This is a genomic window from Rosistilla ulvae (assembly GCF_007741475.1).
Lineage (GTDB): Bacteria > Planctomycetota > Planctomycetia > Pirellulales > Pirellulaceae > Rosistilla > Rosistilla ulvae.
The window spans coordinates 2126229-2141557 of record NZ_CP036261.1 but is presented as its reverse complement, the minus strand read 5'-3'; the positions used below and the strand labels follow the sequence as shown (position 1 = coordinate 2141557).

Sequence of the window (15329 nt, the reverse complement as noted above, 5' to 3'; positions counted from 1 at the left end):
GAGGGGAATCACGCGTCGCCGCTCTTGCTGAGTACAACAAGAATTATCACGACGATCAAAAACAGACTGATCCCCGTTAGCATCGCGATCATGCGGGTTCGGCGTTTGCGTTTGGCCAGCTGGCGACGCTCGAATTCGGTTGGCGTGGTCTTCGGTTCGGATTCCATAGGGTCGACGAACCGATTGGGTTTGGCGGCCGATTGTGAACCGGCAGCGATTTCGGGCAGATCGGCATTCAGGTCGATATCGGCGACTCCCGAGCTGCCAAAGTCGCGGCCAAATACATCCTCGGCCGCTTGCCATTGCGCCCAACCATCGCGCCAAACCAACGATCCAGGAACAACGCGATGCTCTTGAATCCACTGCTGCATCAACGCGCCTCCAGCCGGTCCATACTGCCCGCCGCTGGGCGGCCGCACATACCAAACGACGTCGCTCGCAGCTGCTAACGGCGACGATTCGTCCTGCGACGTCTCGTGCTGCGAAACATCGGGAGGAGAATCATTGGTTACTTCCACGCGGGGCTTCACCGCAGCGACAGCAAGCGGGGTCTCGGGCTGAGGCTCGGACGCCGTTGGTGCTTCCACCGGCGAATCGACCGACTGAACGGCCGTCGACTCGGGCTGCATCGCTGATGCCGCGGCCCCCAAGTCGGTCTCCAAAACGGGGTTTTCTTGGGGCAGGGGGACGGGAGCCTCATCGGCCGCCGGACCGATCCGGCTCGGCGATGGAGAATCGATCGGGATGGACAATTCTTGATCGCCGATCGGAATTCGAAACAACGTGTTGCAACGAGGGCACTTCCCTCGCTTTCCCGCCAAAAATTCCTTGACGTTTAATCGATGCCGACATTCATGGCATTGAAACCGAATTCCCATTGATCACCCAGGGATTGCTGCGTTGGCCGTGCCCCGACGTTCGCTCGACGCTCGATCTAGCGATACTGTTCGTGACAGGCATCACACGATTGGTTGACCATGCCGACCGCCTTGCGAGCGGCATCGGGATCTCCCTGCTGGGCCGCTTGGCCGATCAGCAGCGCCGCGTCGAGCATCTGCTTGGACAACGCCACGTATTCTTCGTCGTCGTATTCGTCCATCCCCTCTTGGATCAAAACGCTCCCCACAATCGCCACCATGTCGCCGAATTGCTTCACTTTGTCGGGGCTCTCTTTGACGCCGCTATCGTCGTTCGTCAACGCCGGCAGTTCTTCTTTGGAAAGCGTTTCCAGATAACTCATCAAGACCGAACGGTCGGCGATCATCGACCAGTCCGACTGCTCTGCGGCTGGCGGGCTGGAGAGCGACGCGCCACGCAGCAGGTCGTCCAGGTCCTGCTTGCGACTCTTGCATTCATTAAAGACCTGGATCGAACCGGAATTGCAGTTTCCGGCTGTTCGAGCCAATACGTTTCGAGCCGCTTCGGCTTGTTCCTTCCACCGAATATCCCCTTCGTAAGATGCGACCACACCAAACAAGGTCGCCAAGATCGACAGCTCAGTTCGGGCGTTGACGTATCCGCCACTCTTAAACGCCCCCGGCTGGGCAACGTCGGCATCGAACTTCAACTTCTGACGCTTGATCTCATCTTCGATGCTCTGCGCGCTGGCCAGTTTGCTCCACTGACCGCCCGGCTCCGCACTCTCTTCTGCATCGTCGCCACCAGCGGCGGCTCCCGCCACTTGCGGCCGGATCCCTCGCAATGCTTGAACACTCGGCCGCGTTGCCGCAACCGACTCCGAGAGATCTTCGAAGAACACTCCGCGAAAAGAATCGGCACCAAATCGTGGAGGTTTTGCGCGTCGCTCTTTGGCCATCGCCGGGACGACAAGAAGCCCCAGCAAACAAACTATCTTTAAAGCTTTCGATCGATACATCAATTCGTAGATCCCTACGCGACAGGCCGGTCAGGCCTTTCAACAACGGACTCATCGCAACGCAGCCGTTCAACGTGAACCTATTATGAAGCGAACTCCGTCGCCAAACAACATCCGAATCTCCGTAAGACGACTCGATGAACGCTTTGAGTTGTTCGGATCGCCCATCGACCGGCGGATAACTATTCTAATCCCCCCAAAACCACTCCTGCGTTCTGGACTGATACCTTGATCCATAGGTGACGGTATCGCACGGGGAGTCAATTCAGCCTCCCGGCGCCTCAGTTCCCCTCGGTTTCACCTGGGGCAGTTGCGTGGGTTCGGGCGAGAAGTGGTTGCAGCGTTTGCAGCCACCGTTGAGCCATCTTCTTGGCACCGGAGGAATTCGGATGGACGCGATCAGCGACGGTGTCGGTCGTCCAATCGAATCCAGCAGCTTGGTTTACCAAGTAAACATCGATCCCCCGCTCCCGCATTCGGTCGACGCTCCGGGCGATCTCTTCGTTCAATTCCGGGATGTACGCGTACTTCGGAAGCTTTCCGCTGGGGATTACTTGGGCCACCAGCACGATCACCTCGGGATTGATCTCGTGCAGGGTCGCAAGCATCTGTTCGGTTGCCCGAATGATTCCAGCAATCGGTTTGTCTCGGCTGAAGCTATTGTGGCCCGAATGCAACAGCACGATATCGGCCGGATATTCACGGGCAACACGCTCGGCGATGCGGTTCAAATAGGCGGTGTTCTTGCCACCAAACCCGCAGTGACGCGAGGTTGCATCTTGTTGGGGACCCACAAATTGTACCGATGCCCCCGATTGAGATAGCATCGGAAGCAGGTATTCGCGGTAGCACGAAAACCCACCTCCCCCTTGAGTGATGGAATCTCCAACCGCCATGATCTTCAGCGGCCCGTCCGCGACCAGACAACTCGGTGCGGCTGCGCACAGCATCCAACATGCCAAGCTCAATAGCAGGCGACAGCTCATCGGGGCGGCTCCCTTTTCGAAACGGCCGGAAGGTGATTCGAGCAACCGTCGCAGTATAACAACCAGCAACAGCATGCTCGTTAGGAAATGGTCGCACGAGTTGCACAACAACGCGGACGTTGGAACGCTAAACTGAGTGCATTGTTCCACGGCGTCGACGGTGGTCTCGCCGGCAGATTGGAATCGATCCCCCGCCCGAAGGCCTGGGATTGCATCGGATTAAAGATAGCACGACGAGGTGCGGATTGAATCTTTCGACATCCAACAGCGACCAAGCGACGTCACCGTTGGTCGAGATGAGCGAATTGGCCGAGACGTTTCGGGAAACGCGCGCCTTCACCGCCACGCTGTGCGAGCCGATGGAGATCGAGGACATGGTCGCTCAGTCGATGCCCGATGCCAGTCCCGTCGTTTGGCATCTGGCGCATACGACTTGGTTCTTCGAAACGTTTCTACTGAAGCCGTTCAGCCCCGGATACGAACCGTTCCATCCGCAGTTCGAATACCTGTTCAACTCCTATTACAACGCCGTGGGTGAGCAGTTCACCCGCGCCGACCGTGGGCTTCTGACGCGGCCGACCGTCGCTCAGGTGCGTCGGTATCGCGAGTCGGTCGAGGGCTGCGTGAATGAATTTTTGGCGGCCGGTAGGTTCGACGATGCCGCGTCAGTGCGAGCGACGGTTGAACTGGGAATTCAGCACGAACAACAACATCAAGAACTGATCCTGACCGACCTGAAACATTTGCTCAGCCGCAACCCGTTGGCCCCCGCCTATCGCTCGCTTCCCGATGTCGCCCAATCTTCCAATGGCACGGCGACAACAAATTCCGTCGCGACGGCGGCTCCGATTCGCTTCGTCGATTTCCCGGAACAGCTCGCTTGGATCGGATACGACGGCGACGAATTTGCCTTTGACAACGAACGGCCTCGCCACCGCCAGTTTGTCGAAGCGTTTGGCATCGCCAATCGTTTGGTGACCAATGGCGAGTATCTGGCGTTCATGGAAGCGGGCGGCTACAAACGGCCGGAACATTGGTTGTCGATGGGCTGGGCGGCGGTCAGCGAAAACCGATGGCAATCGCCGCTCTATTGGACGCAGCGCGATGGGCGATGGTGCGAATTCACGCTCGATGGGATCCAGCCATTGCAGCTGGACGGTCCGGTCTGTCACATCAGCTATTTCGAAGCCGACGCTTACGCGCGGTTTGCGGGTATGCGTTTGCCGACGGAAGCCGAGTGGGAGATTGTCGCGAGCCAGACGCCTGTCGAAGGTCACTTTGCTGAATCGCTGCGTCTGCATCCCGGTCGGGCGACTGGCAACGACGGGATCGATCAGATGTTCGGCGACTGTTGGCAATGGACCGCCAGTCCCTATGTCGGCTACCCCGGCTATCGGCCTCCCAGCGGTGCGATCGGTGAATACAACGGCAAGTTCATGTGCAACCAATACGTGCTGCGAGGGGGGAGCGTCGCGACCAGCCGATCGCATATCCGAGCCAGCTACCGCAACTTCTTCCCGCCGCAAGCGCGGTGGCAGTTCACGGGAATCCGTTTGGCGAAGTAGATCCGCATTTCGCGATTTGGTTCGCAAGGGCCGCGAAAATCTCTCCGCCCCCACCCCAATGGCATTTGCGACACTATACTGTGGCTTCGAACTTCCGATCCGCTTCCACGTCTTTGACCTACCTCGATGAACATGCTTGCGATGAATAGACTCTCCCTGCTTTCTGCCGTGCTGATGTGCTGTGCGGTCTTCGAACTCTCCGACGCATCCGCTCAAGGTTCCAAAAAACTTGCCTGGTTGAAAACCAAGCCGGAGGCGCAGTGGATTTGGTCTGAAGGGGAGATCACCGCGCAGCAACCGATCTATGTCCGCAAATCGTTCGAGATCACCGGTCCGGTGAAATCGGCGAAGGTCTTCACGACCTGCGACAACCGAATGACGCTGTGGATCAATGGCAAGGAAGTCGGAAAGAGTCCCGATTGGCCCAATCCCATCCACAAAGATGTCACCAAGCTTTTGAAGTCGGGTCGCAATACCATCGCGATCGCGGGGCAGAACAACGGTGGGACCGCGGCGTTGGTTTTCAAGCTCGCGATCAATGCCGAAGCTAAAGGCAGCTCGCAAACCATCGTTTCGGATGGATCGTGGAAGCTTTCGAAGGCGGCACCCGCCGACGGATGGACCGACATCGCGTTTAACGATTCCGGATGGGCCGACAAGGTCAAAGTCATCCGGCCGCTTGGTGGTGCTCCTTGGGGAATCCCAGGTGCCAACGGTTCGCCCGCGGCTGGCGAAGTGACGGCGCCGGAAGATCTGAACGTCGCCGACGGATTTGCTGTCGAACTGATCTACACGGTTCCCAAAGACGAACAGGGCTCTTGGGTCGTGTTGGACAAAGGGCCCGACGGTTCGCTGATCGCGTGCGACCAGGGGGGCAAAGGGCTCTATTCGATCCAGATCAAAGAATCGACCGACGGCCCGCAAGCCGATGTGCAACCGATGAACATCGCCAATCCCGACGGCAACGGCACGCTTTCGGGATCTCAAGGTTTGTTGTGGGCGTTTGATGCGCTGTGGTTCCACAAAAATGGAGGTCATCTGTATCGGATCACTGACAGCGATGGCGATGGCCGGCTGGACAAGAGCGAGCAGCTGCCAAGCAAGACCGGCGGCGGCGAGCATGGCAATCACGCGTTGATCCTGAGCGAAGATGGCAAGTCGATCTACATGGATGGCGGCAATCATGCTCCGTTGCACGACGTCACTCGCCGGCGGGTGCAATCGTGGCAAGAGGATCATCTGCTGACGCGGATGTGGGACGCCCGTGGGCACGCCCGCGGCGTGATGGCTCCCGGCGGCTGGGTCACTCAGCTCGATCCCGTCAGCCTGCAACAGGAACTCGTCTGCATTGGCTTCCGCAACCAATACGACATCGCGATGAATCGTTTCGGCGACATCTTCACCTTCGATGCCGACATGGAATGGGATCTGGGGATGCCGTGGTATCGCCCGACGCGGATCTGCCATGTGGTCAGCGGCGCCGACTTTGGCTGGCGCAGCGGTACTGGCAAATGGCCAACCTATTATGAAGACAGCTTGCCACCGACGCTGGAGATCGGCCCCGGTTCGCCGACCGGTGTCGCGTCGGGCGTGGGAGCAAAATTCCCCGCGAAATATCAAGATGCGATCTTCGCGTTGGACTGGACCTTTGGAACGATCTACGCGATCCATCCGACTCCGGAAGGGGCCAGCTACACCGCGACCAGCGAAGCCTTTGTCACCGGCGTCCCGTTGCCAGTGACCGATGCGACCGTTGGCGTCGATGGGCACTTGTACTTCACCGTCGGCGGACGCGGCACCCAATCGGGGCTGTATCGTGTGCGATACGTTGGCAGCGAAAGCACCGCCGCGAATCAAACCGAAGCGTTGCCAAGCGACGTCGCTGACGCTCGGGCTATTCGCAAGCAGTTGGAAGAATTTCATGGGCGTCACGATGCGGCAGCTGTCGACACGGCGTGGCCTCATTTGAGCAGCACCGACCGTTTCATCCGCAACGCCGCCCGAGTTGCGATCGAATCGCAGCCGACCGACCAATGGGCTGAACGGGCGATGAACGAATCCGATCCGCAAGCTCGGATCACCGCCGCCGTGGCGTTGGCGCGCATGGGCGACGCTAAACATCAGCAGCCATTGATCGAAAGCCTGTTGGAGTTGGAGCCCGCCAAGCTTTCCGTATCGCAAACGCTCGGATTGTTGCGCGCCTACGCGTTGACTTTTATTCGCATGGGGCGCCCGACGTCGGAGCTCGCCGATCGCGTGATCGATCGCTTGAACCCGCATCTGCCGAACAAAAACGCAGACATCAACACGGAACTGGTCCGCGTCTTGACCTATCTCGAAGCGCCCCAGATCGTTGCCAAGACGCTGCAATTGATCGAGGATCGCGCGGCGCCGGAGGTTCCCGATTGGTCGGAACTGGCCGACCGCAACGCTGGCTACGGCGGCACGGTTCGCGCGGTTTTGGAGAACCATCCGCCATCGCGTGAGATCGGGTATGCCCTGATGCTGCGGAACCTGCGCAATGGTTGGACCGTCGACCAGCGCCGCAGCTACTTTGAGTTCTTGAACGCCGCGGCGAAGGGATCGGGCGGTGCGAGCTTCCCCGGATTCATGACGAACATCCGCGAGGAGGCGTTGGAGAATTCGACGAACGAACAACGGGCAGCGGTCGCCGATATCACGGGGGAAGATTTTAATCCCGTTCCCGATTTCGAGATCAAGCCGATCGAAGGGCCTGGGAGAAAGTGGACGACCGAAACCGCGATCCAACAATCGGCGAACAAGTTCAATCAAGCCGATTTCGAACGCGGCCGCAGCCTCTATTTCGCAACCAGTTGTGGCAAGTGCCATCGCGTCGGCGGCTTGGGCGGCAGCATCGGTCCCGATCTGACGAGCATCCGAAACAAATTCGATGTCCGCTACTTGGTCGAACACATTATCGAACCAAGCAAGGTGATTTCGGATCAATACCAATCGTCGGTCGTGCTGACCCTGGATGGGCGTTCGATCACCGGATTGGTCTCCGAGGAGGATGGGAAGCTGGTGATCTTCCCCGCCGACGCCAATGCCGACCCGGTGGTTGTCGATGCGGACGATGTCGATGAAGTCCGGTCTTCACCTGTGTCGCAAATGCCGGTAGGCTTAATCGACGGCTTAAACCCCGATGAGCTTCGCGATCTGCTTGCTTATCTAATGAGCGGCGGCGATCCGAAGGAGACCAAAGTCTACGGAAAACGCTAACGATTGGATTGACGGGCATGACCACGATCGACCTGAAGGAACTTGGGATCACGGTTCAAGACATCAAGCGCAACACAGCGCCGTCGGAACTGTACGAAGAAGCGATTCGACGCGAACCGGGGACGACGATCTCCGATCTCGGTGCGTTGATCGCCTACTCGGGGACGAAAACGGGTCGATCCCCGTCGGACAAACGGATCACCCGATCGCCCGAGGCGGAGGATGAAGTCTGGTGGGGCAGCGTCAATATTTCGCTGGAGAAGCACAGCTTTGAAGTCAATCGCGAGCGTGCCAGCGATTACCTGAACACCCTGGATCGGTTGTACGTCTTCGATGGATTCGCCGGTTGGGATCCGAAATACCGGATCAAGGTCCGCGTGATCTGCGGTCGGCCCTACCACGCGTTGTTCATGCACAATATGTTGATCCGGCCGACGCCGGAAGAGCTAGCCGATTTTGGCGAGCCCGATTGCACGATCCTCAATGCCGGTGCCTTCCCGGCCAATCGCTACACAACGGGGATGACGTCTAAGACCAGCGTCGATCTCGACCTGGCGACTCGCGAAGTCGTGATCCTGGGGACCGAATACGCCGGCGAGATGAAGAAGGCGGTCTTCACGCTGATGAATTATTTGATGCCCAAACAGGGCGTCTTGTCGATGCATTGTTCGGCCACCGTCGATCCGCAGCGGACCCATTCGACGATCCTGTTTGGTCTGTCGGGAACCGGCAAGACGACGCTCTCGGCCGATCCGAATCGCTTGCTTGTCGGCGATGATGAGCACTGTTGGTCCGACGATGGCGTCTTTAATATCGAAGGGGGCTGTTACGCCAAAGCGATCTATTTGACGCGCGAAGCCGAGCCGCAGATCTTCGACGCGCTGCGTTTTGGCGCGGTTCTGGAGAACGTCGTCTACGACAAAGCCGATCATCACGTCGACTTCGACAACACCTCGATCACCGAAAATACGCGAGGCGCTTATCCGATCGAGTTCATCGATAACGCAGCGATCCCCTGCGTCGCGCCGCATCCGACCAACATCATCTTCCTGACATGTGATGCCTTCGGGGTGTTGCCGCCGGTCGCCAAGTTGACCGCCGAACAAGCGGAATACCATTTCATCAGTGGCTACACAGCCAAAGTGGCTGGGACCGAAGTTGGCGTGACCGAACCGCAGGCGACGTTTTCACCCTGCTTCGGCGGCCCGTTTTTGGTCTGGCATCCGGGCAAATATGCCGAACTGTTGTCGAGCAAGATCGCCCAGCACGGCGTCAACGTCTGGTTGATCAACACCGGTTGGACCGGCGGAGCGTACGGCACCGGATCGCGGATTCGGTTGAAACACACCCGCGCGATCATCGATGCGATCCACGCCGGCACCCTGGTCGACGCACCGACAAGCACCGATCCGTGGTTCGGATTTCAAACGCTCCGCGCCGTTCCGGGAGTCCCCGACGAGATCCTCGCGCCGCAGTCGACCTGGAGCGATCCGGCAGCCTACGACCAAGCGGCCGCCAAGCTTGTCGAACTGTTCCGCAATAACTTCAAGAGCTACGAATCGGGCGTCCGCGCCGACGTCTTAGCGGCTGGACCGAAAGCGAAATAGGACGCCGCCAGTCCCGGCAGGGACGATCGTCGGTTTTCGCCGCCGTTCCGGTCCCATGGCTGACGCCATGGGCTACCGGCGGGCACACCTGCGGGTGCTTGCCGTGATATACTCGCGGGGTGAAAAACTCCCCACCTCGTTACAAGGAATCTGTCGGATGTCGATTCGCAATGGTCGTTTTGGTGTCATGCTCGCCGCGCTGCTGGCAATCTCACTCGGCTCGGCGACAAGCTACGCCGCCAGTGGGCTAACTCCTGGCCCCGTTGAACTGCAGTCGTTGGGCCCGATGACTTTCGCCACCTCCGGCGTTCTGATCATTGGCGATCCGAAGGCTGCAGCCGTTTACGCGATCGCAACCGAGGACAAACAGGTCGATGGCGATCTGCAAAACTCGCTGCCCAAAGATCTGCGCGGCCAGCTAGCCGCAGCGATCGGCGCCGAAGCCGACGCGCTCGAAATCGGTGACATGGCGGTCAATCCAGAGACCGGCAACGTGACCTTTTCGGTGAAAGCAAACAATCGCTGTGGCTTGGTTCGCATGAATCGCGACGGCCAGTTTCAGAAGATCAACTTGGACAAGATCGATCACGGCCGCAAGCAGCTGCCCAACCCACCAGCCGACAAGATCAGTGGCGAGGGGCGACGCAAACGCAATCTCCGCGATCAATCGATCACCGACGTCGCCTACTTCGATGGCAAGGTGATCGTCTCGGGGCTGTCGGCTGGCGATTCCCCTTCGGCAGTGGTTGAGTTCCCGTTCCCATTCGCCGACAACACGATCGTCTCCAACGTGGAGATCTTCCACGCCGCGCACGGCCGCGTCGAAGATGCAGCGATCCAAACCTTTGTCCCGCTGAACATCGATGGGGAACCGTCGCTGCTGGCCGGATTCACTTGCACGCCATTGGTTAACTTCCCGATCGGCAAGTTGGATGGCGGTGAAAAAGTGCGCGGCAAGACCGTCGCTGAACTCGGCAATCGCAATCGCCCAATCGATATGATCGTCTACGAGAAGGAAGGCGTCACGCACTTGCTGCTCAGCAACACCGCACGCGGCGTGATGAAGGTCAGCACCGAAAAGATCGACGACGGCCCCGGCCTGACCAAACCGGTTCGCGGCGGCGGGACGGCTGGGCAACCTTTTGAAAAGATCGAATCGCTCGTCGACGTCACGCAGATGGACAAGCTGAGTGAAACCCAAGGCATCGCCTTGATCGGCAAGCCGGGCGACGCACCTCAGTTGAAGATCTTCGATCTTCCTTAACACGCGTCGTTGGCATCACGCGGTGCCAGACCCCAAAAATCCCTTGGGGCTGGCGTGAGCCCCCGTGGACTTCGCTGTCCACCAGCACAAAAAAGCTCTGTCGTCAGCGTTTGTCGACGGAGCCTTTTTTGTTTGGCGGATCCTACTCCAATCCTAGCCCGGTGGGATCGTCGCAGTTGAGTCCTCGGATCGACAAGCTTGCGTTACGGTCGCAGGGCGTTCTCCGATGAAGATTTCCTTTGCGAAGTGGTGCTTGCCTTTCGAGCGTTCCAGCACTGCGGAAGAGGAGGATGGTTTCAGCGGCTGCGGCATCATACCGCGGCCCTTTCACGAAGCTGGTGATTTACGAACCGGCCTGCCTTGATTAGGATCGGATGCGTGAGGAGCGAGCCGACTTGGCACGCCTTAGTAGATTGAAGCTATCTTGGATTTCATCCATCCAATTCGATCGACGACAACCCGACGCGGCATCTGCCTGACGTTGCTGGTGGTGTTGGCGTGTGGCATGATCGGTTTGCCCACCTACGCTCCGGTTCCCGAGAAAACCGGGCGATTTCCTTGCGAAGCTTGCCCCTGCGGCTGCTCTTCTGCGGAATTCTGTTGGGACAAGTGCTGCTGCCACAGCGATGTGGAGAAGCTGCAATGGGCGGCGGAAAACGACGTCCAGCCTCCGGCTTTCTTGATCGCTCGCGTCCAAAGAGCTGCTGGCGAAGCGGTCGCGTCGAAGGTCGCTCCGTCTGCGAAATCGTGTTGCTGCAGCGCTTCGAGCGGTTCGCAATGCGAGCCGAAGCCGCCGGCTGCCGCGAGCGCCACGGCGGCATCGACAGCGACGGTTGAATCGCCAACTCTGCGGATCGTTCGCCTGGAGGATGCCGCACGATGTCGCGGCATCGATGGTTTCTGGAACGTCCTTTCGAGCGTCGTTGTCGAGATCGTTCCAGCGACATTGGCGCTTCCCACGCCGACGCTGTTGTTCTGGACGGCGATCGACGACCAATTCGCCCATCCCTTGAAATTTGCTCCCGCGCAACCCTATCCCTAGGCGCGTTCTTCTTCGCCGAAGAAGTCATCTGAACTCGGTTGGCCGCCTGGCTGCGGTCCAACGCTGGTGACGTTTCTGTTTTCAGTTGATGAAATCAGTTGCTGCATGAAAGCTCGCGGTTCCTTGGCGAACCGACTGCTGTTTCATGCCCGCTGATAGTTCCACTTGAAACGCGGATTCGCTCCAAGCTGACGCTGCAGTGTTTGCAGCCGGCGGTTCAGATCGCTTTGTCGGTTTCTTGATTCCGTTGGAATTCCATCTCAGGGACCGCTGCGAGCTGCTTGGCAATGACCAAGCCGCCACGCGTGCCACGACGATGGAGCCGGCGTCTGTCCCCTGTCGCTTGCCGTGCGCTGATCTTTGATCGCGGCGTGGCTATCGATCTACCAATCTCAAGTTACGAAAGACTTTCCATACCCATGAAACGACTCTCACACCTCTCGCCGCCCCAAAAACGATCACGCGCCGGCTTCACGCTCGTGGAGCTGTTGGTTGTGATCGCGATCATTGGCATCCTCGTTGGGCTGCTGTTGCCGGCGGTTCAAGCCGCTCGCGAGGCCGCGCGGCGGATGTCGTGCAGCAACAACATGAAACAGATCGGTCTGGCGCTGCACATGCACCACGACACGCTGCAGCGGTTTCCGTCGCAGCGAGACCAAGCCAAAGCACCGGTTCCCGCATCGGAACAATCGTTCTATCGCTGGGGCCCGTTGGCGCTGCTGACTCCGTATTTGGAGCAATCAGCGATCTATCAAGCTATCGATTTGCAGCAACCGCTGTTGATCTTCTCGATGGGCCCACCCCCAAGCGTTGTCACGCATCCCGATCTGGGCGATGCCGTCGCAACGCAGGTCTCGACCTTTTTGTGCCCCAGCGATGTCCATGAACGGATCAGCGATGAATGGGGCGCGACCAACTACCACGCCAACAACGGGACGGCTCAAGATGGCGGTCTGTACGTCAATTGCGACGGGCTGTTTTACATCGATTCGCAAAAGCGATTCCGCGATATCCTCGATGGGACGTCGCATACCGCCGCGTTCAGCGAAACGCTGATTGGTTCGGGAAGTCCCGACAGCACCCGCGGCGTCGCCAACAGCGGCCCCGAGGGTTTGCTCGCCTCGGTCTGGGATGCATCGTCCCCAACAATCGATGATTCCTGGTGCCTGAATGATTCGAGCCCGGTGATCTTCAGTCGTGGCGAAAAATGGGCCGACGGCTCGGTCAACGACACCGGATACCATCACTTCTATGGTCCCAACGCTTTGGAAAATGATTGCTACTCGCGCTACGCAGCGCGCAAGAGTGCCCGCAGCCGTCACCCCGGCGGCGTCATGCTGTTGATGGCTGATGGTTCGGTCCGATTTGTCACCGAATCGATCGATCGGTACACCTGGCAACTGATCGGATCGATCGCCGACAACGAAGTGATTCCCGAATATTAATGGGCTATCGCAATTTCAGATCTAAAATCAAACCAACCTCTTGGGATAAACAACATGAATCGAAAACTCACCTGCGTGCTGACCAGCCTCTTGGCGTTGGCTCAACTGACCGCCTCGGCTCACGACATCTGGACGCAAACCAATATTCCGGTTGTAGCGCCGGGCGAGATCGTGCACGTCGATCTCTGCTTGGGAAATCATGGCAACCACCACCGCGACTTTAAGCTCGCCGGCCTCGTTTCGCTCGACTGGGTTACGGCCGAACATCAATCGCCCGACGGCACCCGTGTCGATCTGCGCGACAAGATGACGTCGACCGCGATGGCGGAAAAGGAAGGCTACTGGACGCAGCCACTGCCTGTGGAAGCCCCCGGCGTTCACTGCGTCGCCGTTCAACTGGATCGCGTCATGCAGCACGGCAAGAGCGTTCGAGGTGTCCGTACGGCGAAGAGTTACTTCCTGGCCAGCCATTCGATCGACGATGCGAAGATCGTTGGCCACGACCACAAAAAGCCACTCGGTATGCCTTTTGAAGTCGTGCTGCAAACCTGCCCGTTCACCGAGACCGCAGTCGGCCAGCCGTTGACGGTCCAGGTTCTGCATCAAGGCAAACCGAAGAAAGATGTCGTCGTCAGCTTCATCCCGCAAGGAGCCGAACTGCAGGGTGAATTCGATCCCGATTTCCAGTTCCGCACCGACAGCGGTGGGCTGGCAACGTTTGTTCCCAAGGCGGGCAACCGATATCTGATCGTCGCCCACCACACAGCGGACGACGAAAAGAGCGACGAATACGAGTTCACCAGCTATGCCGCAACGGTCACGCTGCACGTTCCCGTCCGCCGACCGTTGGCAACTCAATAAGTTTGCCGGTTAGAATCCCCAACCAGCGGACAGATCGCGGCTCGCGTCGGTCCGCTGCCCATGCCCCGAATTTGATCTGAAAAAGGTAGAAACATGTTTTGGTTCCTGACAATTCTTGTGGCCATGGCAAATGGCGAACCCGCAGTCTGGCCCGCATTTCTAGGTGCGGGAGCCCGACCCGGCGCGACGCAATCGCTGCCGCTGGAGTGGACCGCGACGGAGAACATCGCCTGGCGAGCGACGCTGCCGGGACACGGACAATCGAGTCCGGTCGTCTGGGGAGAACGAGTCTTTGTCACCGGCGTCGAAGGTCCCAACAAAGAGACCTATCACACGGTTTGCATTGACCTTAAGAGTGGCGACGAGTTGTGGCGGCAGAGCATCGAGAACTCCGCTCCGGTCGCCAACAGTTATTACGTCAGCCGCGCCGCTCCGACGCCGGTGGTCGATCAAGATCGAGTGATCGCGTATTTCGAGAGCGGCGATTGCGTCGCCTATTCGCACGCTGGCGACATGCTTTGGAAGCGGTCGCTGGTGGATGAACTTGGCGACTTCAAAGCGGAGTTTGGGATTGGGGCTTCCCCCTGCCAAACCGCGACGAAGATGTTCGTCTTGATCGAACACGACGGTCCCAGCGGGCTGTTGGCGATCGACAAAGCGACGGGCAAAACGGAATGGAAAGTCGACCGCGAATCGCGGCGCAGTTGGAGTTCTCCGGCGGTGATCCATGTCGACGGTGCGACGCAAATCGTCGTCAGTTCCGCTGGCAGCGTCGACGGTTACGATCCCGAATCGGGCGAGACGTTGTGGACGTTCACCGACGTCGGTGGGAACACCGGCACCTCGCCGATCGATTATGGAAACGGACGCGTTCTGATTGGCGCGTCCCCCGGGCGCAATGGTGAAAACGCCGGCTCCGCTGCCGATTCCAACTGTCTCCTCCAGATCGCTCGCCAAGGCGATGGCTGGACCGTCAAACGTGAATGGATTGCCGAAGGGGCTGTCCCCAGCTGGGCTTCGCCGATCGTTCACCAAGGTTTGGCGTATTGGATCAATCGCGCCGGCGTGGTCCATTGCTTCGACGCACAGACGGGTGAATCGGTTTATTCCAAGCGGACCAAGCAGTCGTGTTGGGCGACACCGATTGGCGTTGGCGATCGGATCTACCTGTTTGGCCAACATGGGATCGTCTCCGTCCTAGCCGCCGGGCGCAAGTTCGAGGTGTTGGCGGAAAACGAATCGTGGAACGACGAGACGTTGCCAGCCGAGCCGCTGTTGGCTGAAGAGGAATCGCCCGAACGACGCCGCGGCGTGGCGATGTTCAGCAAACCGACGCTTTATGGAGCGGCGGTCGTTGAGAATTCGATCGTGTTGCGCGTTGGAAATTGTTTGATCTGCGTCCGCGAGGCCGATGCCGGCTGATCGCCGCACGAATCGCCGACG

At 58.9% G+C, this 15329-nt stretch carries 11 protein-coding genes; 8 read left to right on the top strand and 3 right to left on the bottom strand.

The features are described from left to right. Nucleotides 1–8: 8 nt before the first annotated feature. The 3 genes from EC9_RS07785 to EC9_RS07775 all read right to left on the bottom strand — a co-directional run bounded on the left by EC9_RS07785 (nt 9) and on the right by EC9_RS07775 (nt 2862). Complete coding sequence (locus EC9_RS07785; RefSeq protein ID WP_145343815.1) at nt 9–782, bottom strand: DUF4339 domain-containing protein; 774 nt, start codon at nt 780–782, stop codon at nt 9–11. 152 nt (nt 783–934) lie between these two features. After that, nucleotides 935–1876, bottom strand: a complete 942-nt coding sequence (locus EC9_RS07780) for a cytochrome c (RefSeq protein ID WP_145343813.1) — start codon at nt 1874–1876, stop codon at nt 935–937. A 281-nt stretch (nt 1877–2157) separates the two neighbouring features. Next, nucleotides 2158–2862 (bottom strand): GDSL-type esterase/lipase family protein, encoded by a 705-nt coding sequence (locus EC9_RS07775; protein WP_218934665.1) that lies wholly within the window; start codon nt 2860–2862, stop codon nt 2158–2160. Nucleotides 2863–3107: 245 nt separating this feature from the next. Between EC9_RS07775 and egtB the strand changes: the two genes are divergently transcribed. From egtB to EC9_RS07735, 8 genes are all read left to right on the top strand, one after another. Then, the gene (gene egtB / locus EC9_RS07770) at nt 3108–4427 is read left to right on the top strand and encodes an ergothioneine biosynthesis protein EgtB (RefSeq protein ID WP_246106009.1); all 1320 of its coding nucleotides are present in this window, start codon (nt 3108–3110) and stop codon (nt 4425–4427) included. Between the two features lie 141 nt (nt 4428–4568). Next, nucleotides 4569–7667: a c-type cytochrome gene (locus tag EC9_RS07765; RefSeq protein WP_218934664.1), complete on the top strand. Its 3099-nt coding sequence runs from the start codon at nt 4569–4571 to the stop codon at nt 7665–7667. 17 nt (nt 7668–7684) lie between these two features. Continuing rightward, nucleotides 7685–9274 (top strand): phosphoenolpyruvate carboxykinase (ATP), encoded by a 1590-nt coding sequence (gene pckA / locus EC9_RS07760; protein ID WP_145343807.1) that lies wholly within the window; start codon nt 7685–7687, stop codon nt 9272–9274. A gap of 157 nt (nt 9275–9431) precedes the next feature. Further along, a complete protein-coding gene (locus tag EC9_RS07755) occupies nt 9432–10538 on the top strand; it encodes a hypothetical protein (RefSeq protein ID WP_145343805.1) in 1107 nt (368 codons plus the stop codon). 424 nt (nt 10539–10962) lie between these two features. After that, entirely contained in the window at nt 10963–11580 is a 618-nt protein-coding gene (locus tag EC9_RS07750; RefSeq protein ID WP_246106008.1) for a hypothetical protein, read from the top strand. 419 nt (nt 11581–11999) lie between these two features. Then, a complete protein-coding gene (locus tag EC9_RS07745) occupies nt 12000–13025 on the top strand; it encodes a DUF1559 family PulG-like putative transporter (RefSeq protein WP_218934802.1) in 1026 nt (341 codons plus the stop codon). A 54-nt stretch (nt 13026–13079) separates the two neighbouring features. Beyond that, on the top strand, nt 13080–13886 hold the full coding sequence (locus EC9_RS07740) for a DUF4198 domain-containing protein (RefSeq protein ID WP_145343799.1): 807 nt from the start codon (nt 13080–13082) through the stop codon (nt 13884–13886). Between the two features lie 123 nt (nt 13887–14009). Continuing rightward, on the top strand, nt 14010–15308 hold the full coding sequence (locus tag EC9_RS07735; RefSeq protein WP_246106007.1) for an outer membrane protein assembly factor BamB family protein: 1299 nt from the start codon (nt 14010–14012) through the stop codon (nt 15306–15308). Nucleotides 15309–15329: the final 21 nt, after the last annotated feature.